Consider the following 24,393-nt stretch of genomic DNA (forward strand, 5'->3'; position numbering starts at 1 on the left):
CCAGCTTCTGCTGAATCCATACCTGTAAATGTTCTTGTTTTAATAAAGCGAGTTTTATAAAATAGATCAAAACACGCTCTTACTATGTTACTCCATATATCACGACATTTTATGAAAATTCTTAAATAACTTTTGATTTTTGTAGACTTTCTAATAAGGAAATCCCTATCTTTTCATCATCATTTCTACCTAATTGATAATTGGCCAAAATTACGGAGGCAACTTTCTTTTCTTTATCTATCCCTAAAAATGAACTAAAGCATCCTGTTCCACCGCCATGCAACATAACATTATTGTTTTTCTTTAAAAGATACCATCCAAGACCCATATCATACTTCTTTGTTCCATTTCCATGTTTTTTATGACAAAGAGACAAATATGGTTTATCTTCATAAATATTTATTTTGGCATATTTAAGTAAATCTTCAGCAGTTGAACTTATTGCACCTGCGGGTGATATAAGATTTTCTTTGTTCCATTTCCAGTTGCCGCAATCATTATTTTTTCTGTTATAACCTTGTAAATTATTATTTGATGTACCTAAATAAGTATCACTTAGACCGAGCTCATTATGAAGAAAGTCATTCATTGTGTCCCAATATCCCCCGCCTGATACAATTCCCAATCCATACCCAATTAGTGACATGCCAAAATTAGAATATTCACACGAATAATCCATTTCTTTCAATTTATTTCTTTCAATTAGCATTTTCATTTTGTTAAAGTTCATATTTAATGGATTATTCCTATTAAAATCACTACCACCGCTAATCATACCTAAAATTAGGTTAAAATATTCCCGTTTATTTAATGGTAGTCTTTCTGAATATCCAGAAGAGTGAGTAGCAAGACGGAGCAATGTAGGATAATACTCGTCTTCCTTAAGTTCTTCTATATATTTTTGGATTGGATCGTTTATTGACATCTTGTTTTCAAAGACATATTTTGATAGCAAAGATACAGTAAAAGTTTTTGTAATAGAGCCAATTTCATAATGAAATTTTTTTGATGAATCGAGTTCACCATCTTCATTATAAATTTTTATAACTGTATTGTTGTCTGTTAAATAGCCTACAGTTAATTTTATATCTTTTTTTCCTTTACAGGTCTTTTTTATTAATCTTAACGTTTCATCACTAATTTCAAACATAATACTCGCTCTCCTTTATCCTTCATTTTAAAAATATATTGATATTTATTTTCTTCAAGATATTTAGCCTATCCGTTTTATTTTTCACGTTTTATTTCCATTATTAATTGCTTGAATTCTTCGCCTCTCAAATTCCTTCATTACTCTCAATTGTAATTCATTGTTATCATCATCCAGTTTTAAGTTACCCTCTTCTTCAAATCCATCCTGTTCTTCACCGTCAAAACTATAAAGTTTCTTTAAAAGGTCCCACATTGTTTCCAATTCCTCAGTTGAGAATTTTTTAAAAAGGTCTTCCAATAAGAAGATTCCTTTTTCTGCAACAACAAGCAATACCTCTTTTCCATTTTTAGTGATTATTACATTAACCGCACGTTTATCTTTTTTACTTGGAACTACGTTAACGTACCCCTTATTTTCCATGATTGTAATCAACTGTTTCGTACTCTGCTTTGTGGTACCTAATTTTCTAGCAATATTATTCAAAGTCGTTTCATCTTCAGGTAAATGCGCTATTGCCACCATTGCCATATACTGTCTTGATGTTAAAAATTCAAGAAACTTGTCACCTTTTACCTGAATTTTATTGGCTAGAGAAAATAAAGTAGCGTAAGTTTGCTGCATTAAAAAAATTTCTTTATAAATATCCATATTCACCCTCCATTTTAGACAGTTTACTGTCTAAATCAAGAGTATCACATAATTTATTTTAGTCAATATACTGTCTATTTATTTTGAAATAAACGCTCCTTTAATTCAATAAGAAAACATGAAGTGGATCGTTGTGTGTTTAATGAAGTACAAAATTTTAAAAATGCTTAAACTAAAAGGTCCTTTAATTAGATCTTTGACATCGAAAGAGAATAAAAAAGGTTAAAAAATTTAAAGCAGATTTACCAGAAAAACTAGACCAAAAACAATATTGGAAAATGACAATCGAACAGGAACCCTTTATCAATCAATTTTAGAAGAGGTTAAAGAAGAATCTAAAAAACTGACTAAACATAAACGCACTCCTTATATGATGATAATGGGGAAACTAAAGCAACTATGCGATCATCCAAGTCTTTATTTAAAGGAAGAAAAATGAACAACTTTGCAGAACGTTCTAATAAAGTTGAGCTCGCTGAGGAATTGATTATCTCAATTCTTGAGGTGAATGAAAGTGTTCTACTTTTCACTCAATACGTTCAAATGGGAATGGCTACATCTTATACACCACCACCTCCATCATTTGTTTGTTTTGGGTTATAAAAAAGACACTCACAATAGGTAAGTGTCCGTCAATTGAATATTTGATAGATATTATTTTATTCTCTCCATAATAACTAAAGATGGAAAATAGTCCATATCCAATTCATTTGTCTCTTTCTCATTTCGATTCATACTTACTCTTCCTACGTCAATACAAACTATCTAGCGATTCTCCTCGTTATCTTCAACATTTACGAATTGTACTGTTTCGCCATCTGATTCAGCTTCTTCAATTTCAATAGAATTAATAATTTCTAGCGCCTTTTGTTTATGGAAAAGTGGTTTCTCAGGACAGGAAATAAGAAATAATTTCCCGGGTAAGCGCAAGAAATGACAAGTTTAGTTTTACATTTCCAGCAACAAGCGACTGATTTTATCATTATTCTCCGCATTTCTGAAAATCCAAGCGGGCAATAAAACTCTGGTCTGTACATCATTCATCCAATTGCATCACCTAATCTAGTAGATACTCAATAAACACCTGCAACTATAACGATTCCTCCAATGAGAACTGTATGCCATTCTGCTAAATCATCCTTCTCCCAATCATATCTCTAATATTGTCCTTCTTGATTTTCATTCTCATATACTTACACATGTTGTCATGGTACTTCTTAATTGCTTTATCTAGCTGGTAGCGATTTTGTTGTATTTTCTCTTTTTATATAGTTTTGCCCTCCTATGTTTTAGCCTAAATAGAATGGCATAAACCAATTCTGAGCTGAAGCGTCTACTAACGCTGCGGCTTTTAATGTTATAATCTAGTAAAAAGGAGTTGTTTCTAATGTACGAATATAAGTTTGTTAAAATTGAGTTTAAAAAATAACAAGCAGACCTACCGAAGATTATCGAGAAGTAATTAATGATCACGCAAAAGAAGGATGGAGATTTATTCAAATTTTAACGCCTGATTTCACTTCTGCACCTGGGTTAGGACTTACTTTGAACTAATTTTCGAAAGACAACAAAATACATAAATCTATTTCTCAGGCTATAAACTATACAAACATAACTACTACGTCATATTAATAGTAATGTAAAGCTAATTTAGCCTTACACCTCCTAGATTCTATATAATGGTCACTCCTATCCCAAGTGACCATTTTTTATTGGCTTATCTCTCAAAAATATATTTTTTAATGCCTATAGCTGAATGGTTTAACACCCCTCTCCTTCTCTACAGCTAACATATTATGTATTGTAGAAAGGAGGGAAAAATAATGGGATACTACGGAAATGTTGGTGGCATTAATAATGGCTGCTATTATGGTGGCGGATATGGTAATGGTTCATCATTTGCCTTAATTGTTGTTCTATTTATACTTCTAATTATTATCGGCGCTACTTTCATGAATAGAGGATATTAACATTTCAGATTTAAGGGTCGCCTGGTAGTCCGAATGCATCATAATTTTGATGTCAGTAACCTTCCCCTCCTCGGGATGTCCATCATTCGAATTTAATTTTGAGGAGGGACCTATTATGGAACTAACCATTTATTTTGATGGACAATTTTATATAGGGCTAATAGAAAATATTTCCGAAAACAAATACAAAGCTTACCGGTATATTTTTGGAAAAGAACCTAAAGATCAAGAAGTCTTTGATTTTGTAAAAACGAATTTGTTGGATTTTATCAAAAATAATGATAAACACGTTGGAATACCTATTCAGCAAAATAAAGTAAAAAAATCAACCCTAAAAGACTTCAAAGAAAAGTAGCAAAAGAACTTAAAAAACCTAGTATTTCTACTAAGGCTGAAGAAGCGCTTAAAGCTGAATTGGATCTTAGAAAAAAAGAAAAATCTGTTGCCTGCAAACGACTAAAAGAAGAACGTAAAGAATATATTAGGGATATCAAAGTTCAAAAGTCTAAAAATAAACATAAAGGTAGGTAATATCATCTTTTTACTGACAACATTGGTTGTCAGTTTTTTTTATTATCTAGTTGTTGTGGTTGACCACCTCGATATGCTGATTGGTTATTTCCGAAAGCTTGTCCTCCATATTGTTGTGCTAGCTGCTGTTTTGCTGATATGGATTTGGTTATGCCTGATTTTATAGCATTTGTTCCCGTTCATCTGCAGAAAGTTTTTCATACATACCTAATTCTCATAACTACTCAAAATAAAAGTCTAGATATTATGAATATGGAACCACACTTTATTAACTGATTATTCCTATTATTGATTAAATTCTGTAATTGATATATAGTTTACTATGTTAGTAAAATATTACATCGAGGTGTTACATGAAAGTTTTAGAACGGTTCAGTCAGTTTGTTAGCAGTACATTTGCAATTTGGGTGCTTCTTTTTGCAGCACTTGCCTTTTTTATTCCTAGCGGATTTTCTTGGATTGGGGCGTATATCACGACATTACTAGGTATTGTAATGTTTGGTATGGGATTAACCATAACAGTTGCGGACTTTAAAGAAGTCTTAACTAGACCGAAAGATGTGGCAGTTGGTGTAGTTGGTCAATTTCTAATCATGCCAACTTTAGCCTTTTTATTGGTGAAACTATTCAATCTTCAACCGGAAATTGCAATTGGTGTAATATTGGTAGGTTGCTGCCCAGGGGGTACATCTTCAAATGTCATGACATTCCTATCCAAAGGAGATGTGGCATTATCAGTGACAGTTACATCTATCACAACTTTATTAGCTCCGATCATCACACCTGGACTTATTTATTTATTCGCAAGTGAGTACATTGATGTTGCACCTAGTGCACTTTTTATGTCGATCGTCAAAGTAATTATTATTCCGATTGCATTAGGCTTCATTGTACAAAAATTCTTTAACAAACAAGCCAAAGCAAGTGTGAAAGTGATGCCACTTGTTTCTGTAGTAGCCATCGTTGCTATTGTGGCTGCGGTTGTTGCGGGCAATCAACAAAAGATTGCTGAAACTGGTTTAATTATTTTCGCAGTTGTAGTTTTACATAATTGTTTAGGATATTTAATCGGGTATTTATTTGGAAAGGTTTTCGGTATGAACTTAGCGAAAAAGAAGGCTATTGCTATTGAAGTAGGCATGCAAAATTCGGGCCTAGGTGCATCTTTAGCCGTTGCACATTTCTCTCCATTAGCCGCGGTACCAAGTGCGATCTTCAGTGTATGGCATAATATATCTGGTCCTATATTAGCAACCATTTTTAGCCGTATGAAAGATAAAGATACGTAAATAAGATTCAACACATAACATTTAAATGTTCAAAAACTCTGGAAGCCTTAGCTTTTTAGAGTTTTTTTGTTTTATTTGCTAAAAAACTAATTATCTATGCTTGCTCAAACGATATTACATGTACCCCCAGGGTAAACCCCGCTCCGTTCATGCAGGAATACTTTGCTCATTTTTAACTGCTCAATTGCCATAGGATAATCTTTATTCTTATCGACTGTTATGCCACGAGGCTTAGAAACATAAATAGACCGCAAAGTATTCTTAAAGGAAACTTTGCGGTCTATTTATCTCTTGTTTTAAGGTTTTTGTACTAGAACCTCTTTTGCTAGCACCCCTTCTTTTCCTACCTCCCCCTCTTCTAATATTTCTCCTTTTGTATCATTTTCAAACGTATCATACATTTTCTCCTTAATGAATAGTGCAGGAATTAACCCCATAAATGCATAAGAAATACCTAACACAGCTAGTCTAAATCCAATTGATTGTGTAGTAGCGATAATTCCAATAAGGATAGGAGCTAAAGCTGCACCTATTCTTCCTGTATTATAAGCCGCACCTACAGCAGTTCCTCTAATATGAGTTGGGAAGCTTTCACTTAAATAAGTAGCATTTACACCATATGGCGCTCCATATACGAAACCTAGAACCGTCATTATAATAATGATGTTTCCTGGTGATTGATAAAAATAGATGACTGGTAGCATGACCGCTGTAAAATAGAAAAGAAGGTGAAAGCTTGGTAGATTGCGTTCCCTACCAATTTTCACCTTCTTTTTATTTCAAATAACATTAATTCTCTTATTCTATTTAACTGCTAACGCCGAAGTTGAATCTGCTGCTAATTCTACTTGTAGATCCGTATATGGTAATCCATGTGCATCAGCTATCGCTTTATATACTATTTTTCCATTTACTACGTTTATCCCCTTCGCTAAAACAGGATTATCTAAAGCAGCTTGGTGATAGCCTTTATTAGCTATTTGCAAACCGTATGGAACAGTTACATTTGACAAGCCCATTGTTGAGGTACGCGCGCAAGCACCTGGCATATTCGCAACTGCGTAATGCACAACACCGTATACTTCATAAGTAGGATTACTATGAGTAGTAATTCGATCAATTGTTTCAATAGAACCCCCTTGATCTACCGCTACATCCACTACAACAGACCCCTTTTGCATCGTTTGAATCATTTCTTTTGAAACTAATTGTGGTGCACGTGAACCAGGAATTAGCACAGCACCAATTAACAAATCTGCTGTTTTCACTGCTTCAGCGATATTGTAGGTATTTGATGCAAGTGTACGAACACGTCCTTGGAACATATCATCTATTTGACTTAAGCGTGTAATATTAACGTCTAAAATTGTTACGTTTGCACCTAATCCTACTGCCATTTTCGCAGCATTCGTCCCGACAACTCCAGCACCTACAATCACTACATTTCCAGGTGCAACACCAGGAATACCACCTAAGAGAACTCCTTTGCCTCCTTTGGAATTTTCTAAAAACTGTGCACCAATTTGTACAGACATCCGGCCTGCAACTTCACTCATTGGCGTTAACAACGGTAAGGCACCTGAATCTAATTGAATTGTTTCATAAGCAATTCCAGTAACTTTACTTTCAAGCAAAGCTTTCGTTAATTCTGGCTCTGGAGCTAAATGTAGGTATGTGTAGAGAATTAGATTCTCTTTAAAATATTTGTACTCCTCCTGAATCGGCTCCTTCACTTTAATCACCATATCAACATCCCAAGCTTCCTTAGTCGATTTAGTAATTTGAGCGCCTACATCTAAATAATCTTGGTCTGTAAATCCACTGCCTAGCCCTGCACTCGATTCAATTATTACTTCATGACCACCTTTTTTGTAAGCCACAACACCTGCTGGAGTAATTCCTACTCGATTTTCATTATTTTTTATTTCTTTAGGTACACCAATTATCATTATATTTCCTCCTACCTATTTTTTTATTAGTTTTGGTTTATAACTACAAGTTTCATTTCTGTCATTTCCTCAATTGCATACTTCAGCCCTTCTCTTCCCATACCACTTTCCTTTACGCCACCATATGGTAGATGATCTAAACGGAATGTAGGAATATCATTTATAATGACACCACCTACATGGAGTTTTTGCGTTGCCTGTAAAGCAACATGGATATTATCTGTATAAATACCAGCTTGCAAACCATATTTGGAGTCATTAACTTGATCAAATGCCTCTTGAATAGATGTAAACTTCATAATAGATACGATTGGTGCGAATACCTCCTGACAGGAAACCTTCTGCTCCGGTTTTACATTTAATAGTACGGTAGGTTGTAAGATATTCCCTTCAGATTCTCCACCAGTTGCAATAATTGCCCCTTGCCCCTTTGCTTCTTCAATCCAACTTAATGTTCGTTTTACATCTTGTGGACTAATTAAGGCTGAAACATCCGTTGTAGGATCTAGGGGATCACCAAGTTTCAACTCTTTTGTAGCTGCTACAAATTTATCTACAAACAAATCATACATTTTTTCGTGAACATAGATTCGTTGAACTGAAATACATACCTGCCCTTGGAATGCAAATGCACCGGAAACGACACGTGGAATTAATTTATCAATATTAACATTTTCATCGATAATAACAGCCGCATTAGAACCCAATTCAAGCGTTACTTTCTTAAGACCTGCTTGATTGCGTATGCCAATACCTACAGCGGGGCTACCTGTAAAAGAAATCTTTTTCACGCGATTATCCGTGACTAATTTGTTACCAATTAAAGAACCTGCACCAGTAACGATATTTAACGCACCCTTCGGTAATCCTGCCTCTACTAATAATTCACCAATAAAATAGGAAGTTAATGGTGTTTGACTTGCAGGTTTTAATACAACCGTGTTACCTGATGCTATTGCTGGCCCTACTTTATGAGCTACTAGATTCATTGGGAAATTAAAAGGTGTAATAGCTGCCACGATGCCTAATGGTTCACGAACCGTATAGGCAATGCGCCCGTCTCCACCGGGGGCAGCATCCACAGGAATTGTTTCTCCGTGTATTCGCTTTGCTTCTTCAGCAGCAAATTTATACGTTTGAATTGTACGCTGAACTTCAGCTTTGGCGGTTGAAATAGGCTTGGCTGCTTCTAGTGCTATTAGCTCAGCTGCTTCTTCAGCACGTGCTTCTAATAAAGAAGCTAATTTTTCAAGAATAATCGCACGCTTATACAAAGGCATATTCGCCATCGTTTTACGTGCAGCATCGGCAGCTACTAAAGCTGCTTCTACTTCCTCAACATTTGCCTTCGGTATTTCTGCAATGACCTCGCTACTATATGGAGAGCATAATTCTGTATACTCTGCTGCTTCCACCCAATCCCCATTGATAAATAAATTTTTCCTCATTATAATTACCTCACCTTTCGTATTACAACTTACTTGCCAATACCTGATTCTCTACTTCTTGAATCGCTTTTTCTAGAATATCTAATAAATCTCTTAACTCCTTTTGGCTTATTGATAATGGTGGTGAAAATACAACAATATCTTGAGCATCTAGTACAACAGAGCGACATATTAATCCCAACTTTGCTGCCTCTGTCACTATTTGCGGAGCGAGGAGTCTTCCTTCATAAGAGATTTCTATACCTGCCATTAAACCTAAACCTCTTGCATCTACAATAAACGGATACTTCGCTTGTAATACTTTTAACCCTGCTAATAGCTCTTGACCACGAATTTCTGCATTTGCTACTAAATTATCTTTCTCTATAATTTCAATGTTTTTCAACCCAACTGCACAGGCCATTGGATGACCACTATAAGTGTATCCATGCAATATAGTTCCTTCTGATAACTCAGAAAATTCTTGGTGTATTTTCTCTGAGATCATTACACCACCTAATTGTGCATATCCACTAGTAACACCTTTTGCAAAGCACATCATATCCGGTACCACATTAAAATGTTCCATCGCAAAGAACTTACCCGTCCTACCAAATCCTGTGATAACTTCATCAGTTATCATCAAAATACCGTACTCATTGCAAATTTCACGAATTTCTTTGAAATAATTATCAGGTGCAACATGCACCCCCCCTGCACCTTGTATTGGCTCGGTGATGAAAGCAGCTATTGTTTCTGGACCTTCAGTTTCAATCAAATCACGTAAAGCCTGTATGGAGAAATGATCTACGAATAGAAAATCCGGTGCATTAGAATTTGTAAAATCACGAAATCCTTTTAAACCCGTCGCACTTGTAGCACCGATTGCCACCCCGTGATAAGATCTCGATCTTGAGATAATTTTTTTTCGAGAAGTTTCCCCTTTTAATATCCAATAATGACGAGCCAATTTATAGGCGCTATCATTGGATTCGGAACCACCGGACGTAAAAAATGTAGTATTTAAATCACCAGGTGCTAATTCTGCTAACTTTTTTGCTAATAGAATAGCAGGCTCATTACTAAACGTTGCAAAACAAGAACTGAAGGCTAATTTATCCATTTGTTCCTTCGCTACTTCACCAAGTTCTGTTCTACCATGTCCGATATTCACATTCCAAAGTGAAGACATACCATCAATAACTTTTTTACCTGTAATATCATACAGATAAACACCTTTTCCTTCTGTAAAAATAAATGCCGGTCCATTTTCCGTCTTTACTGGTGAAGTAGGGTGTAGAAAATGCTTTTGGTCTAACACTTTAAGTTCTTCAACAGAATAATTTCTTTTCATAAAAATACATCCTCTCTTTTAAATGTTTTTAAACAATACACTCACAATTAATAAACAATAAGCTTGCCAACTACTAAAATGTGATTTACTTACATCTCGGAAATAAATTGATTTAATTTTCAATTAATTTTGAATACAGGAATTGTTTCGTCGATTTAATTGTTAAGAGAGATTTATTTTATCAAATAATTTTCCACTAATAATTTCCTGAGTTTTTTTAGTGTACAAATAATCCTCACTTATTCGTTTAGTTGTACTAGCAGTGCTAGGCTGATTATTCATAAGTGCCATCTTCTCAATATTTATTAAATGGTTTTCGATTGCCTTGTACGATCAATTACGCCTTGGCGTAATTGCGTCCGGATTTTGAATTGTGCCAGCACAATTCATTCCTTTGAAAATCCGTGACATCCGCCGGAGGCTTTTATCTTTATTCAGTAGGTGTTTGGACACCCACTGAAAAGGTACCAAAATCGCATTCATTCTCCACCTATAGAGGTGGGAGTTTTCTGCTGAATAAAGATAAATAGTCATGCGATTCAAAAGACGGCATTTATAGAAGTTGCAAAGATTGTTGCATTTCTTGTGTCATTATTAATGCTAGATATTGTTTTAAATCTAATACCAATGGCATTAAGCCTACCCCCTTTTTCCATAACATTCCTAATCATTCAGCTACCCAAGCTAGAAGCATTATGAGAGACACTATATTAGTTTGAAATGGATATTCCCAAAAGTTAACGATGATTAACTCTCGCTCCACTTAATAATATAATTTGCCAAAACATTAGTTACTTCTACTACGCTATCTAAATGAACACATTCATCTGGTCCATGCATATTTTCTCCAATTGGCCCAAAGCACAATCCTTGTTTTCCGTAATACTGAGTAAATCGTGCATCATTTCCTCCAGCTCTTCCAACCATTATTACTTTATGTCCCATAACATCTTCTGCATTTTCGATAAATAATTTTACAAAAGGGTTCTCAGGATCTTGGTACCATGGCTCCGTTGACCATCCAAACCACTCTATAACAGGTGGATTTTTATCCATCCACTCATCGCCTAAGACAGATTTCATAATCGTGTCTTGTACTAGTTGCTTTATTTCTTCGCGAGTTTCCCCTGGGATAAAACCAATTCTTCCTTCGAGGATCGCTTCCCCTGGAACTGTCGATACCCAGTCCCCAGCTTTTAGTACACCTAAGTTTAAGTGAACGGACTGTCCAGACCCCTTTTCAAATAAATCAAACTTAACATTTTTAGCACGCCATTCACTTAATTCATCCAGCGCACTAAGGATTTTCATCATTTTTAAAATAGCATTTATGCCTTCATGCGCTAAACCAGCATGCGCTGTTCTTCCCTTTACGTACACTCGGAAATACATAATCCCCCCATGACTTATTGTCATATTCAAATTATGTGGCTCTGTCGAAATGTACCCATCTGTTACGAAGCCTTCCTCCAAACATGCTAAAGCTCCGCCTCCACCACCAGCTTCTTCTTCTATTACTGAATGTAGCTGAACATCTCCAGCAATTGGATAACCTAAATCAATTAATGTTTTCAATGCGAACCAATTTGAAATAAGTCCTGCTTTCATATCGGCAGAGCCTCGACCGTATAACTTGTTTCCAATAATATCTCCACTCCATGGGTCTATCGTCCAGTTTGAATATGGTTCTGGAGAAACAACATCTACATGCCCATGAATCGTTAATGACTTACCATTGGAGACACCTTTATGTATTCCGATAATATTTTTTCGGTCTTCAAACGGAATACCTGAATCAATAAACGCTTCATGAGTTGAAACCTTCTCATATTTTGGTTCAATCTCATGCAAAATCAAGTTAAGTTCTTCATATTTTTTTTTCATGTATAATTGCATCTCTTGTTCATTACCAACAACGCTTTTTATACGTACGACATCTTGAATTGTTTTAAATAATTCTTCTTTATTTTCTTCTATATACAGTCGAATTTTTTCTTTCAAAGCAATCACTCCTTTATTTACTTCTTGTGTCATTAAAAAGAAGAAGATTATCTAAGAGATTCTCATCCACTAAATAGTTAATTCAAGACTTTAATCTTATCTTCATTAAAAATCTCTTTATCTAATGACTCCAAGTCATCAATAGAGTCCATGCTTCCAAGTTCTTTTTTAAAGAATCTTGTTATAAACAGCATGTAAATGATTCCGATTATAAGCCAAACGATTCCACCTATAAATGCATCAGCGTGTAAATGATACCAAAGAACTCCAGTAGCTAATGCTCCGAAAGAAGGCATAATTAAGTACTTAAAGGTTTCACTGCCTGATCTCCTTTTCTGACGAATATAGAAATGAACAATAACAGATAGGTTAACGAATGTGAATGCAATTAATGCCCCAAAGTTAATGACTGAAGCAATTAATTCTAAATTTGGTCCTATTGCAAATAATGATACGATTCCCGTCAAAACAATCGTAAAAACAGGCGTTCTAAATTTAGGGTGTAAGTATCCGAAAGTTTTTTTAGGAAGTACACCATTTCTGCCCATAACAAACAGCAAACGAGATGCACTTGCATGAGATGCAAGTCCTGAAGCTACAGTAGCAGCGAAAGCTCCTGCAATGAAAAGCAGTTGGAATAACTTCCCTCCTACATATAAACCAATTTCCGGCAATGTATCATCTACATTTTCGAACACAGAAACATCCGGGAATAATGCTTGTGTAAAATAAGAAGCAATAAAGAAAATACCCCCACCGATTAAAACAGTTAGAAGGATTGCTCTAGGAACTGTTGATGTATCCTTTGCTTCTTCCGTATACATTGTTATTGCGTCGAAACCGATAAACGAGAAAGCTACTACTGTTGCCCCAGTTAAAACGGCTATTAATTTCACATTTTCATGTGATAGTGGATGAATCGTGAATAAAGTACCATTTCCCATACCGTGATAAAGTTGTACAGAAGCAAGTATTATGAAGATACCTATTAAACAAATCGTGAAAACAACGAGTATAAAGTTTAAGCTGGATGTTGATTCCATACTATAAGCATTAATTGCAGTAACTACAATGACATAAGCAAAAACCCAAATCCAAACAGGTACATTCGAAAACAGAGATTCCATATATATTCGAATAATTAATGCATTAACTAAAGGTAATAATAAATAATCTAATAACGATGCCCATCCTACGAGGAATCCTAGGTGAGACCCCATTGTTTCCCGGGTGTATGTATATGCTGAACCAGCAGCCGGGAATACCTGTACCATCTTTCCATAACTAATCGCTGTCAATACCATTACTAACAAGGCGACAAAATACGCCATTGGTACTACACCATTTGTTAATTTTGATACAATTCCAAACGTATCAAAGACCACTGTAGGCGTCATATATCCTAATCCCAGTGCAACAATTGACCAAACACCTAATGACCTTTTGAGCGTAGTGTTATCTGTCATTCATCCATCCCCTTTACATATTTTTAGCTGCTTCATTAATGTTTTAAACTGCGACTAATCAATTTGATCTGTATTGAGCACTGGTGGTTTATGCTTAAGACCTTTTGTCATAAATAATAAATAAATAACACCAATTCCTAACCAAACACTACCAAGAGCAATCGAATAAACATCTAGGTTGAAAAGCAAACAAGTTGTAAGTACTGCTCCGATTAATGGAAAAATCAAATAGAAGATAATCCCCTTTAAGGAGCGTTCTTTTCGCTTACCGTAATATAAAAAAACAACGGATAGATTCACAGCAGTAAATGCAAGTAGGGCGCCAAAGTTAATGAAAGACGCGACAAAGGTTAGACTTAAAAACATTGCAGATAATGATAAAAGACCAATTAATAAAATGTTGTTAACCGGGGTTCTCGTTCTTTTATTTAGTTTTCCAAAAAAATTTTTAGGTAATTGTCCATCTCTTCCCATTGCGTATAATACACGTGCAGCACTTGCTTGAGATGCGGACGCGGAACCAAATACAACCACTGCAGTTTTTGCTAGGAATGCTGCTTGTAAGGCATTCCCGCCTACTAGGAAAACAATTTCATAGGAAGCAGAATCAGCATCTTTAAAACTCGTATAATCTGGCCAAACATTATGTGCAAAATAAGATACGACTACAAAACATAATCCACCAATTATTGTTACTAGAGATATTGCACGCGGTATGTTTTTCTCCGGATTTTTTACTTCTTCTGAAAAAGTAGAAACTGCATCAAAACCGAGGAAAGAGAAACATAATAGTGCAGCACCAGCAACTATATACTTAAATGACTCCTCGGTATTAATAAAGGGATCAAGGTTAAATAAAATGCCAGTCCCGGTTCCAGTTACTATTGATTTAACTGATAAGATGCAAAAGACAATTAGAAATAATACCGATAAGCCTATTACAATCATGTTGATATTTGCGCTTAACTTTACACCTCTAACATTTACAAACGTCACAAGAACTACTAATGTAAGTATCCAAACATACTGTGGAACTTCAGGTATTGCAGCTGAGAAGAAAATACCAAATAGTAAAAAGTTAACCATTGGAATCAAGAGATAATCCATTAAAATTGCCCATCCGACTAAGAAACCAACATGAGAATTAATCGCTTTTTGCGCATAGGTATAGGCAGATCCCGCAATGGGGTACGCTTTTGCCATTTGACCATAACTATGAGCCGTAAACATCATCACAATTAATGCAATTACATACGATCCAGCGACCATACCATGAGATATTTTAGAGGCTATGCCGTATGTGCTAAACACTGTAGTTAAAGCCATAAAGGCCAACCCAGTAACAACAACAGACGTTAAAGAAAGCGATCTAGACAAATTAACTGAATGTTTCATTTTTCCCACTCCTCGAATAGTAATAAAAAAATCTTCCCGGTAAAATGATCAATTAACTAAAATAGTAGGATAGTAGACTGATTCACTATCAATTACGCCTTGGCGTAATTGCGTCCGGATTTTGAATTGTGCCCGCACAATTCATTCCTTTGAAAATCCGTGACATCCGCCGGAGGCTTTTATCTTTATTCAGTAGGTGTTTGGACACCCACTGGGAAGGTACCAAAATCGCATTCATCTCACCACCTATAGAGGTGGGAGTTTTCTGCTGAATGAAGATAAACAACTTCACCATCCATAATTGTTAACAAAACTTTCGTTTGAAGAATTTCTTTATTTTCTACTTCAAAGAGGTTTTTATCTAGTACAATAATATCTGCTAATTTTCCAACTTCTAATGTACCCAAATCTTTTTCTCTGAATGTGCTGTATGCTGAACCTTTTGTATACGCTTTCAACGCTTCTGCGAGTGTTATCTGCTCTTGACTATTCCACTCATAATCACCAGTAAAGTCTAGTCTCGTAATCGCATGGAAAATTTCTTTAAAAGGATCTAATGTTGCTATTGGATAGTCTGTACCAAGAGCAATATACTCGACTGCGTCGTATAACGTTTTACATAAATACGTATAAGGGTCTTTCTCTTTACCGACACGCAAAGTATGACTTTCTTTTGGCATCAATGCTAGATGAGAAGGCTGTACAGATGGAACAACCCCCAATTCTTTAAATCTCTTAATATCTGTCGGATGAATCACTTCAATATGCTCTAGCGCATGTCGTGAATCTCTCACACCATTATCCATCCTTGCTGCTTCAAATATATCTAGAGCAAGCCTAACTGCGCCATCACCAATTGTATGGAAGCGAATTTGAAATCCTTCTTTGTCCGCTTTTGTCACCCAGTTTTTGATCGTTTCTACAGGAAAAGCAGTACTCCCTCGTGTTATAGGTTTGTCTAAGTAAGGATCTAACATGTATGCGGTATGTCCAGTTACAACGCCATCAATAAACTGCTTAAGTCCTGCAAGCTGTAATTTTTCGGAATTGTACTTTTCACGTAAGCTTATCGCTCTATCTATATCATCATTTAACTCAGGGTAAAGATGAATTCGAGTCGTAAGTTTTCCAGCTTCATCATATGCCTTATACATATCGAAACTATTTAACTTATCAAAACTACTTGCAAACAAATCATTTACTGATGTAATGCCTAATTGAGCTGATTTTTTTAAGAATTCTTCAAACAATTCTTCTTTCCGTTTATCCGGAAATGCGAGAGCAATATCCACAACTAAATTCATTGCTGTTTCAAGAAGAATTCCTGTGATTTCATTATTTTCATCTTTTTGAATCGTACCATTAGGAGGGTCTTCAGTTTCATTTGTAACCCTAGCATTTTCAAGTGCTAAACTATTAACCCACGAATAATGACCTTCTGCGTGGAAAAGAATAATCGGGCGATTAGGAACTACTTTGTCTAAAGAAACACGTGTCGGCAAGCATTTCTCTGCCCAATTTGTATGATCCCATCCATAGCCTATAATCCACTCATCAGCATGCACGTTTTCCGAGAATTGCTTTACTAAACTAGCAACTTCTTCTTCCGAATGAGCATCCGATAAATTGATACTTGCATGCGAGAAAAGACTACCAAACATGAGATGAAGGTGCGCATCATGAAATCCTGGCATAATGAGTTGGTTGCCATAATGATATTCCTTCGTGTCTAAACCTATAAATGGTTTTATTTCCTCCATCGAACCTACCGCAATGATTTTGTTACCTTTAATCGCAATAGCAGCTGGCTTTGCTTCATTTTCTAAACCTGTAAATACTGCTTCACTCGAAATAACTTTATCAGCGATAACCATTTATAACTCCTCTCTTTACCTAAGATTTACTTCTAATGGAACTCTTATAACAATCAATTGAAAGCGCTTACACAACTAAAGAAGTTAAATAATCGCAATAAACAATGGGCATCCACTGTTCGCCTATTAAAATAGGCGAACATAACGGACAAAAGACTCATACTAATTTAAGCTTGTAAACTGGATTTTTCCATTCTAAAAGTGTTGCATATTCTAATGACTCAACATCCCCAGGTAAATAGCCTGGCATTACTTTATTTAATACGTATCCGTTTTTCATTTGGAATGTTAATACAGGATCATATATTTTCCCTTTCATTACCTCTAGTGCATACTCATCTGCACTCATCTGCTCAGCATATTTATAGTAAAAAGGTATACGACCACCTACTAAGATACTTTCTAAGTTAAGTTTCTCACATATTCTTTTTCGGCCATCATACAAATGACGTCCCAATTGTAACCCTCTAAAATCTTCGTGTACTCCAATTTCAATACCATATAGGTTTCTACCATTAGGGTTATGATTTCGAATAAATCCTAAATCACAGATTTGAAAATATGAGTGACTATCTCCGTAATCTTCAAAATTTACAATTAGACTTAAAGCGGTTCCTACAATTTTACCGTTATATTCTAGACAAATTTGACCTTCTGGAAACAACTCAATCTGACTTTCAAAATGCTCATATTTTAATGCCATATCAGGTCCAAAACACTTCATAGAAAGTGCAGCAACTTCAGCAAGATCCTCTTTTAAAATATTGCGGACAACTATTTCTTGTCCATTGTTTTTTAAATTTACTTGAGACATAATAAATTCACCCTCTTATTTTATTGGAATTAAATTAAAGTTTATTACTTTATTAATTGTGTAGACTGTCACCCATACATTCTTTAGAAACTATGTATGGGTGACATGGAGAATGTAGATAAGTCTACTACAATATATTTAGTTACCTAGATTAGTAACATTTTTTATTATTTTAAATAAATCGATACAAACTTCTTCTCCAAGTACTCCTCAAGTCCGTACCAACCGCCTTCTTTCCCTATTCCACTTTCCTTCATACCACCAAACGGCGCTTGTACAACCACTGGAGCTGGATCATTAATACCAACAATTCCGAACTCTAAAGCACGCATCATTCGTAAGCCTCGACCAATGTCTCGCGTATAACAATAAGCTGCAAGACCATATTCAGGATGGTTTGCTCTTTCAACTACCTCTTCTTCCGTCTTAAATGTATAAATTGGTGCAACTGGTCCAAATGTTTCTTCTGTTGTAATCTTCATATTATCGCTTGCATATTGAATAACTGTGGGCTCAAAGAAGTAACCGCTACCATTATTTAATGTAAATACATTACCACCCGCAATTACTTTACCATCATGTTTCACAGCGTCTTCTACTTGACTTTTCACTTTTTCAAGAGCCACTTTATTAATTACTGGACCGACATTTACGCCATCTTCTAATCCATTTCCTACAACTAATTTAGATACCTTTTCAGCTAACTTTCCTGAGAATTCATCAGCTACAGTTTCTGCTACGTAAATCCGGTTGGTGCTGATGCAAGTTTGACCTGAGTTAATAAACTTAGACACTAAGATACCATTAACTGCTGCGTCAATATCAGCATCCTCAAACACAATATACGGTGCGTGTCCACCAAGCTCCATTGATATTTTCTTCACTGTATCAGACGAATCACGGATAAGTTTTTTCCCCACACGCGTCGAGCCAGTAAATGTGATTTTACGAACGGCTGGGTTACTCGTCATCTCGTTTCCAATTTCTTCAGCTGGGCCAATTACCAGGTTTGCAACTCCAGCAGGTAGTCCAACTTCATGAAAGCATTCGAATACTTTTATCGCCGAAAGAGGAGTTAAGTCAGCTGGTTTTAAAACAATCGTACAACCTGCAGCAAGTGCAGGTGCAATTTTTCTTGTAATCATCGATAACGGGAAATTCCATGGTGTAATAGCTGCACATACCCCAACAGGTTCGCGAATTACCATTAAGTGTTTATCAGCTGCAGATGCAGGAATTGTTTCCCCATAAATTCTCTTAGCTTCCTCTGCATACCATTCTAGATAGCCGATCGCACCTGCTACTTCACGAGTAGCATCTGGTAAAGGCTTACCATTTTCAAGTGTAATTGTTTCAGCTAATTCTTTTGTTTTTTCTTTCATCAATTGAACCACTTGAAACAGGTAGTTGCTGCGCTCATTTCCAGTTGTCTTACCCCAGAATTCAAATGCTCTCTTCGCACTTTCGATTGCTTCTTTAGTTTCAGTTTTACCACCTGTAGCAACAGTTCTAATTATTTCTCCTGTCGCAGGATTTGTTACATCTAATTTATTTCCTGTATCTCGCCATTCACCATTTATATAAAGCACTAGAGAACCTCCCCTTTTTTAACTATAAACACCACTACTCAACTTACTTTATAGGAATAGTTTAGTTGCGTGCATTTTTAAAAGCAGTAATCGAATCGTCTATAATTTGAATCATTTTTTCAATTTCTTCTTTGTTAATAATAAGCGGTGGCGCAATTGCCACAATTTGGTTATACGCTCCAAGCGCTCTTAATATTAATTGGCGATTGAAACATGCGTCAACTACCGCATTTGCTGGGAAAACAGTTGGATCAAACAATTTCCCACTTGTTGGATCTTCATAAAGTTCAAATGCAGCCAACAGACCAATTACTCTGCAATTTGTTACAATACTATGTTTTTCAGCTAAGTAATCTAAACCTTTTTTAAGTTCTTTCTCCATTTCATTTACGTGGTCAATAATATTATCACGCTCTAGTATTTCAATGTTTTTCAGTCCAATCGCACAAGCAGTCGGATGGCCACTATATGTGAAACCATGTGGGATAACAGCATCGAAGTTAGCAATTGTTTCTCTAATTTCATCATTCATCATGACCCCGCCAAGTTGCGAATAACCACTCGTAATTCCTTTTGCAATTGACATCATATCAGGGACAACATTCCAGTTGTTTACACCAAACATTTTCCCCGTACGTCCAAATCCACAAATAACTTCATCTGCCATGAAAAGGATATTGTGCTCGTCACAGATTTTACGAACTTCTTCTAAGTAACCTTCTGGTGGAATATTAACTCCGCCCGCACCTTGCACAGGTTCAATAATAATTCCGGCAATCGTCTCCGCACCTTCTCTTTCAATTGTTCCACGGATAGAATCTGCATAGTTCGGGTCACTTTTATCACCTAACTCGCTGTTTAATAGGTGGGCTGTTGCACGAACAACTCCGTCTATATTTGATGATGCGAACTTGTGGTATGCTGCAAGACCAGTAGCTGTTTGCGCTCCTATTGTTACACCGTGATAAGCATTCGTTAGCGCAATAATCTTTCTTTTTTCTGATTTCCCTTTAAGCTCCCAGTAGAAACGAGCTAATTTAATTGCTGTATCATTTGATTCTGACCCACCAGAAGTGTAGAATACACTATTTAAATCTCCTGGTGCTAACTCAGCTAATTTTTCAGCAAGTAGAATGGATGGTTCATTTGAGAATCCTTTAAATGATGATGCATACGCGAGGGTAGATAATTGACTATTACCAGCATCTGCAAGTTCTTGATTCCCATGTCCTAAGTTCACGTTCCAAAGCATTGACATCCCGTCGATGTATTCCACATCATCCGTACTTGTAACTGTAACGCCTTTACCTTTAACAAAGATAATAGGCGGTCCATTGTCAATTAAAGCCTTCGGATTTGTAGCTGGATGTAGCAAGTGCTTTTTGTCCAGTTTAGCTAACTCTACAGTTTTTGATTGTTGAGTAATTTTAGTTGTCATTGAAAAAACCTCCATTTATAAATTAATAATTTGCGATTGGATGGACACACTCTGGTATCAACTAAATTCAAACTGAAATACAGTTTAGATCCAATTTTTAAACTATTCTCAATTATGAAAATATTATATCTTTACATTTTTATAATGTAAATTATAATATTTATATGACTTCCATATATTTTATGAATACTAAAAGGAGGAGTTATCAAAATGAACCTTCATCGTTTACATTGTTTTATTACAGTAGTTGAGGAAGGTAGCATTACAAAAGCTGCTACTGCACTACAAATGACTCAACCCCCCTTAAGTATTTTAATTAGAAAATTTGAACAAGAATTAAATGTCACTTTGTTTAATCGTTTAGGTAGATCTCTTGAATTAACACCAAGTGGAGTATTTTTATATGAAAAAGGAAAAGAATTACTTGATTTATCTGAGAATACGGAGAAGAAATTAGTCGAGTTTCATGAAGGAATTAGAGGTACTGTGAAATTGGGTTGTACTACTTCAGCAAATCTATTTATTTTGCCAAATGTCTTAAAAAAAATTCAAAAGGAAACTCCTAACATAGTTACACATGTTCGCGAGGGTAATACATCATATATTTTAGAAGAACTAAGAAGTCATAAAATAGATATTGGAATTGTCCGAACTTCAGTGAGAGCGGAGGACATCCATACTTCAACACTACTAACAGAACCTTTACTTTTAGCTCTTCCACCCAACCATCATCTATGTGAAAAAGATTCTATTGATATTGCAGACTTGAAAAACGAGCGATTTCTTTTAAATACAACATCTTATGGATCAGGTGTTGCTGATGATGTGATCGAGGCATGCCAAAAAAGTGGATTTACGCCTAATGTCGTTTACTGGGGGACAGAAACATTACCAACACTTATGATGGTAATGAAAGGCGCAGGAATTTGTTTTGTACCTAGCTGTTTCAAGCTACTTAATTCTCCTGATTTACCGGTACTTAGACCACTAGCAAATCCAGTGTTACAAACAAAACTTAATATAATTACACTTAAGGATCGTTACATGACATCAATTTCCAAACGATTTCTTGCGATTACCGAAGAAGTTGCAGAGAAAATGACAAGCATTTTCAATAATTAATGTGATTTAAGTAATGGCGTTCAAGTTAAAATATTCGGTAGATAATGCATAATCCTTGTCTCATCAGAGATTTAGGAGTTCGCTGCTAAACATCCATTGCCAAAGCACTTAGCGCCACCGTTTTCCGTTGTCACGATGATCCTTTACGGACACTGAGTGATTTTTTTCAGCTTATGCCATCCTTGTTGTTTTTTCTACTTTCGCACCGTTACGTCTGCCGTTTCCAGCTCCGCTTTGGTCACAAGGCTTTAGGAGTTAAAAGCAATTAACGTGGAGTTCGCACCAATAGCTTGATACGAAGGGTATTCTGTTATAAATCTATGCTTCTATACAGGTTTGTATAGTTTTGTCTACATTTGTTGTAACAGTTTAGTTACCCATACCAATTGCTGATATGAAACGAACAATAATAAATTGTTCGTATGTCTGTACAAAAGCTAAGAGAGCGGTTCCAACTGAGAATAATATCATCATATAAGTCATCATTTTAACGCGGCCAAAGCGGTCAGATAACCACCCCCCAAAGATTCCACCAAGGGCCATCCCTAATAGAGAGAATGTACTGATCCAACCAGCAGCCTTAGTATCTAAGACGAATTCGTCAATTAGGCTCGGCATCACCAATGACAACATTTGGATATCCATACCATCGACTGTTAAACCTATAAAACTAGCTACAAATACAATTTTCCATAGATTTGAGTTCTTTTCCATAACATATCTCCCTCCGCATTCCTAGGTTGTTTTGAAAGAAGTATCTACAAGCACAACGAGGAAACTGTATAGAATGTTTTGGCAAGGAAGGTTTAATAGTATGTTTTCTAGTATAAGAGTTTCAAGTAGAGGTAGTTTACATAGAGGTAGTTTACATAGAGGTGGAGGATTCTTAGAGGATAGTTCATCTCCTACTTTTTTAACCGCGAATTATATTTTTTAATTTAATTAGAAACTAACGACACCAAAACAATTTATACGGCATTCATTACCTTCTTTTAAATGAATATACATTTTATCAAATCATTTCCAAATAATTCTAAATATTATTTTTAAAACGGATAGCAACCACTTTAATGGCTATAAATAACGGGATTTAAAATAGAGGAATCGCTATTGGAAAATGGACACATTAGTTATAAAGATAATTGAATGAACTTCCGCATACAATGAAAGAGCTTCAGACGAATCGAGACGGAGAAATACCCGTCAACTAAATTTTAAATACGTCTGCGAGCTCTTCTATTATGTGCATGTTACATTTGAACATGCACACTATGATTGTGCCGGAGCGTCAATGTAACATTTGTTCCTTTTGTTACATTTTCTATAATCTTTTCATTGAATATTAATAAGGTACAGGATAAGCATCTACAAGACAGTTTACCTGTGATTTTTCATTTTTGCTTTCAATTGTTAAGGTAACATTGCCATTAACATTTTTTTTATTCAATGTTCTTTCAAAAGATTCATATCCTCCGACTTCTTCTCCATCTACCTCTAGTATAATATCTTCAGGTTTAATTCCAGCAGCTGCAGCTACCGAGCCTTCCTTCACCTGTAAAACTCTTGTACCTCTCTCCCCATCGTTTGTTGTGTGTGCAATACCAATCCATGTTTTCCAAAACTTCGAACGTTTATCCGTTCCAGATTCATAAACACTCTTTAGATTTTCTAAAAATTGACTTGTACCAAATAACATATTTTCCTTTGTAGATTGATTCATTTCACCAATAAAGGAAGCCTGATATTCAATACTCACTTTTACGCTATCCCCAATTTCTTCTAAAGATGTAATGGTAGTAAAATCCCCATCAATGCTCTGAAGTACAAAGCGTTTCATTATATCTATTTCTGTAAATACACCCTCAGATGTTGCCCCCCAGCCATGATTCATATAACCTTTTCCACCTATACAAAATTCTATGTCAGCATTTTTTGTATACCAAAGGTTTAAATGTTCAGGCTTAGTCAATGCATCCCAAACTTTATTCAAAGGTGCATTTACAACAATTTCTCGCTTAACAGAATCCTTATTTTTCTTCATCTCGAAACTCTCCCTTTTCAACATAATCTTTTAGACTTACGAGTTGATCATCAAGTAGTTCTCCGATGTATTGAAGCATTTCATGGTAGGCAATTTGGAGTGTGTCGAGATTTATTGAATAGATACGATATTTCCCATTCAAGCTCTCTGAAATAATTTTCTCCTCCAATAAAATATTCAAATGCTTCTTAATTGCTGGCTGAGAGATATCAAATGCTTCAACTATCTCCTTTTGGGTTTTGCTTCCTTGTTTAAGCATACTTAAAATATGGCGTCGCGTTGAATCACCTAATGCTCGATAAACATTTGGCATTATCATTCCCTCACTTTTC

Annotated in this window: 23 protein-coding genes and 1 pseudogene; 7 read left to right on the forward strand and 17 right to left on the reverse strand. The window is 35.6% G+C overall.

Going from position 1 to position 24,393, the window contains the following annotated elements; all coding sequences use genetic code 11:
• Nucleotides 1–121 precede the first annotated feature (121 nt).
• Nucleotides 122–1,150: a serine hydrolase domain-containing protein gene (locus ACQKN2_RS16785; protein ID WP_427415948.1), complete on the reverse strand. Its 1,029-nt coding sequence runs from the start codon at nt 1,148–1,150 to the stop codon at nt 122–124.
• An 84-nt stretch (nt 1,151–1,234) separates the two neighbouring features.
• Entirely contained in the window at nt 1,235–1,801 is a 567-nt protein-coding gene (locus tag ACQKN2_RS16790) for a MarR family winged helix-turn-helix transcriptional regulator (RefSeq protein WP_427415949.1), read from the reverse strand.
• 435 nt (nt 1,802–2,236) lie between these two features.
• Between ACQKN2_RS16790 and ACQKN2_RS16795 the strand changes: the two genes are divergently transcribed.
• From ACQKN2_RS16795 to ACQKN2_RS16820, 6 genes are all read left to right on the forward strand, one after another.
• Nucleotides 2,237–2,404, forward strand: coding sequence for a hypothetical protein (locus ACQKN2_RS16795; RefSeq protein WP_427415950.1), 168 nt, complete (start codon nt 2,237–2,239; stop codon nt 2,402–2,404).
• An 858-nt stretch (nt 2,405–3,262) separates the two neighbouring features.
• Entirely contained in the window at nt 3,263–3,355 is a 93-nt protein-coding gene (locus ACQKN2_RS16800) for a hypothetical protein (protein ID WP_427415976.1), read from the forward strand.
• A 269-nt stretch (nt 3,356–3,624) separates the two neighbouring features.
• Nucleotides 3,625–3,771 carry a YjcZ family sporulation protein gene (locus tag ACQKN2_RS16805; RefSeq protein ID WP_323645754.1) on the forward strand — a complete coding sequence of 49 codons (147 nt, stop codon included), beginning with the start codon at nt 3,625–3,627 and terminating at the stop codon, nt 3,769–3,771.
• Nucleotides 3,772–3,886: 115 nt separating this feature from the next.
• Entirely contained in the window at nt 3,887–4,126 is a 240-nt protein-coding gene (locus tag ACQKN2_RS16810) for a DUF2992 family protein (RefSeq protein ID WP_427415951.1), read from the forward strand.
• Nucleotides 4,127–4,149: 23 nt separating this feature from the next.
• On the forward strand, nt 4,150–4,302 hold the full coding sequence (locus ACQKN2_RS16815) for a DUF2992 family protein (protein WP_427415977.1): 153 nt from the start codon (nt 4,150–4,152) through the stop codon (nt 4,300–4,302).
• A gap of 353 nt (nt 4,303–4,655) precedes the next feature.
• Nucleotides 4,656–5,591, forward strand: coding sequence for a bile acid:sodium symporter family protein (locus ACQKN2_RS16820; protein WP_427415952.1), 936 nt, complete (start codon nt 4,656–4,658; stop codon nt 5,589–5,591).
• Nucleotides 5,592–5,752: 161 nt separating this feature from the next.
• Here the strand turns inward: ACQKN2_RS16820 and ACQKN2_RS16825 are convergent.
• The 12 genes and pseudogenes from ACQKN2_RS16825 to ACQKN2_RS16880 form a co-directional block, all read right to left on the reverse strand.
• A pseudogene (locus ACQKN2_RS16825) lies at nt 5,753–5,857 on the reverse strand (IS6 family transposase); the annotation flags it as partial.
• A gap of 30 nt (nt 5,858–5,887) precedes the next feature.
• Nucleotides 5,888–6,358: an MFS transporter gene (locus ACQKN2_RS16830; RefSeq protein WP_427415953.1), complete on the reverse strand. Its 471-nt coding sequence runs from the start codon at nt 6,356–6,358 to the stop codon at nt 5,888–5,890.
• Between the two features lie 36 nt (nt 6,359–6,394).
• Nucleotides 6,395–7,540, reverse strand: coding sequence for an alanine dehydrogenase (gene ald / locus ACQKN2_RS16835; protein WP_427415954.1), 1,146 nt, complete (start codon nt 7,538–7,540; stop codon nt 6,395–6,397).
• 26 nt (nt 7,541–7,566) lie between these two features.
• Nucleotides 7,567–8,988 (reverse strand): aldehyde dehydrogenase family protein, encoded by a 1,422-nt coding sequence (locus ACQKN2_RS16840; RefSeq protein ID WP_376077170.1) that lies wholly within the window; start codon nt 8,986–8,988, stop codon nt 7,567–7,569.
• A gap of 22 nt (nt 8,989–9,010) precedes the next feature.
• The gene (locus tag ACQKN2_RS16845) at nt 9,011–10,321 is read right to left on the reverse strand and encodes an aspartate aminotransferase family protein (RefSeq protein WP_427415955.1); all 1,311 of its coding nucleotides are present in this window, start codon (nt 10,319–10,321) and stop codon (nt 9,011–9,013) included.
• 747 nt (nt 10,322–11,068) lie between these two features.
• Entirely contained in the window at nt 11,069–12,322 is a 1,254-nt protein-coding gene (locus tag ACQKN2_RS16850) for an ArgE/DapE family deacylase (RefSeq protein WP_427415956.1), read from the reverse strand.
• A 77-nt stretch (nt 12,323–12,399) separates the two neighbouring features.
• On the reverse strand, nt 12,400–13,788 hold the full coding sequence (locus ACQKN2_RS16855) for an APC family permease (protein ID WP_427415957.1): 1,389 nt from the start codon (nt 13,786–13,788) through the stop codon (nt 12,400–12,402).
• A gap of 54 nt (nt 13,789–13,842) precedes the next feature.
• Nucleotides 13,843–15,183 (reverse strand): APC family permease, encoded by a 1,341-nt coding sequence (locus ACQKN2_RS16860; RefSeq protein WP_427415958.1) that lies wholly within the window; start codon nt 15,181–15,183, stop codon nt 13,843–13,845.
• 239 nt (nt 15,184–15,422) lie between these two features.
• Nucleotides 15,423–17,057, reverse strand: coding sequence for an amidohydrolase (locus ACQKN2_RS16865; RefSeq protein WP_427415959.1), 1,635 nt, complete (start codon nt 17,055–17,057; stop codon nt 15,423–15,425).
• A gap of 157 nt (nt 17,058–17,214) precedes the next feature.
• Entirely contained in the window at nt 17,215–17,871 is a 657-nt protein-coding gene (locus tag ACQKN2_RS16870) for a GNAT family N-acetyltransferase (RefSeq protein ID WP_285395967.1), read from the reverse strand.
• Nucleotides 17,872–18,038: 167 nt separating this feature from the next.
• Entirely contained in the window at nt 18,039–19,460 is a 1,422-nt protein-coding gene (locus tag ACQKN2_RS16875) for an NAD-dependent succinate-semialdehyde dehydrogenase (protein WP_427415960.1), read from the reverse strand.
• A gap of 61 nt (nt 19,461–19,521) precedes the next feature.
• On the reverse strand, nt 19,522–20,898 hold the full coding sequence (locus tag ACQKN2_RS16880) for an aspartate aminotransferase family protein (protein ID WP_427415961.1): 1,377 nt from the start codon (nt 20,896–20,898) through the stop codon (nt 19,522–19,524).
• A gap of 210 nt (nt 20,899–21,108) precedes the next feature.
• On the opposite strand from ACQKN2_RS16880, the gene ACQKN2_RS16885 reads away from it, so the two are divergent.
• On the forward strand, nt 21,109–22,020 hold the full coding sequence (locus ACQKN2_RS16885; RefSeq protein ID WP_427415962.1) for a LysR family transcriptional regulator: 912 nt from the start codon (nt 21,109–21,111) through the stop codon (nt 22,018–22,020).
• A 369-nt stretch (nt 22,021–22,389) separates the two neighbouring features.
• Here ACQKN2_RS16885 and ACQKN2_RS16890 read toward each other — a convergent pair whose 3' ends face one another.
• The 3 genes from ACQKN2_RS16890 to ACQKN2_RS16900 all read right to left on the reverse strand — a co-directional run bounded on the left by ACQKN2_RS16890 (nt 22,390) and on the right by ACQKN2_RS16900 (nt 24,374).
• Nucleotides 22,390–22,734 (reverse strand): MFS transporter, encoded by a 345-nt coding sequence (locus ACQKN2_RS16890; protein WP_427415963.1) that lies wholly within the window; start codon nt 22,732–22,734, stop codon nt 22,390–22,392.
• A 628-nt stretch (nt 22,735–23,362) separates the two neighbouring features.
• Entirely contained in the window at nt 23,363–24,061 is a 699-nt protein-coding gene (locus ACQKN2_RS16895) for an SRPBCC domain-containing protein (RefSeq protein ID WP_427415964.1), read from the reverse strand.
• The gene (locus ACQKN2_RS16900; protein WP_427415965.1) at nt 24,048–24,374 is read right to left on the reverse strand and encodes a metalloregulator ArsR/SmtB family transcription factor; all 327 of its coding nucleotides are present in this window, start codon (nt 24,372–24,374) and stop codon (nt 24,048–24,050) included. Before ACQKN2_RS16900 ends, ACQKN2_RS16895 begins: the two co-directional genes overlap by 14 nt.
• Nucleotides 24,375–24,393: the final 19 nt, after the last annotated feature.

This window comes from Lysinibacillus sp. NPDC093688 (assembly GCF_050280145.1).
Taxonomy (GTDB): Bacteria; Bacillota; Bacilli; order Bacillales_A; family Planococcaceae; genus Lysinibacillus; species Lysinibacillus xylanilyticus_B.

Bases quoted from the DNA above. Each gene is read 5' to 3' on its own strand.
- ACQKN2_RS16785 (WP_427415948.1), bottom strand. From the start codon at position 1,150: ATGTTTGAAATTAGTGATGAAACGTTAAGATTAATAAAAAAGACCTGT.
- ACQKN2_RS16790 (WP_427415949.1), bottom strand. From the start codon at position 1,801: ATGGATATTTATAAAGAAATTTTTTTAATGCAGCAAACTTACGCTACT.
- ACQKN2_RS16795 (WP_427415950.1), top strand. From the start codon at position 2,237: ATGAACAACTTTGCAGAACGTTCTAATAAAGTTGAGCTCGCTGAGGAA.
- ACQKN2_RS16805 (WP_323645754.1), top strand. From the start codon at position 3,625: ATGGGATACTACGGAAATGTTGGTGGCATTAATAATGGCTGCTATTAT.
- ACQKN2_RS16810 (WP_427415951.1), top strand. From the start codon at position 3,887: ATGGAACTAACCATTTATTTTGATGGACAATTTTATATAGGGCTAATA.
- ACQKN2_RS16820 (WP_427415952.1), top strand. From the start codon at position 4,656: ATGAAAGTTTTAGAACGGTTCAGTCAGTTTGTTAGCAGTACATTTGCA.
- ald (WP_427415954.1), bottom strand. From the start codon at position 7,540: ATGATAATTGGTGTACCTAAAGAAATAAAAAATAATGAAAATCGAGTA.
- ACQKN2_RS16840 (WP_376077170.1), bottom strand. From the start codon at position 8,988: ATGAGGAAAAATTTATTTATCAATGGGGATTGGGTGGAAGCAGCAGAG.
- ACQKN2_RS16845 (WP_427415955.1), bottom strand. From the start codon at position 10,321: ATGAAAAGAAATTATTCTGTTGAAGAACTTAAAGTGTTAGACCAAAAG.
- ACQKN2_RS16855 (WP_427415957.1), bottom strand. From the start codon at position 13,788: ATGACAGATAACACTACGCTCAAAAGGTCATTAGGTGTTTGGTCAATT.
- ACQKN2_RS16860 (WP_427415958.1), bottom strand. From the start codon at position 15,183: ATGAAACATTCAGTTAATTTGTCTAGATCGCTTTCTTTAACGTCTGTT.
- ACQKN2_RS16865 (WP_427415959.1), bottom strand. From the start codon at position 17,057: ATGGTTATCGCTGATAAAGTTATTTCGAGTGAAGCAGTATTTACAGGT.
- ACQKN2_RS16870 (WP_285395967.1), bottom strand. From the start codon at position 17,871: ATGTCTCAAGTAAATTTAAAAAACAATGGACAAGAAATAGTTGTCCGC.
- ACQKN2_RS16880 (WP_427415961.1), bottom strand. From the start codon at position 20,898: ATGACAACTAAAATTACTCAACAATCAAAAACTGTAGAGTTAGCTAAA.
- ACQKN2_RS16885 (WP_427415962.1), top strand. From the start codon at position 21,109: ATGAACCTTCATCGTTTACATTGTTTTATTACAGTAGTTGAGGAAGGT.
- ACQKN2_RS16890 (WP_427415963.1), bottom strand. From the start codon at position 22,734: ATGGAAAAGAACTCAAATCTATGGAAAATTGTATTTGTAGCTAGTTTT.
- ACQKN2_RS16895 (WP_427415964.1), bottom strand. From the start codon at position 24,061: ATGAAGAAAAATAAGGATTCTGTTAAGCGAGAAATTGTTGTAAATGCA.
- ACQKN2_RS16900 (WP_427415965.1), bottom strand. From the start codon at position 24,374: ATGCCAAATGTTTATCGAGCATTAGGTGATTCAACGCGACGCCATATT.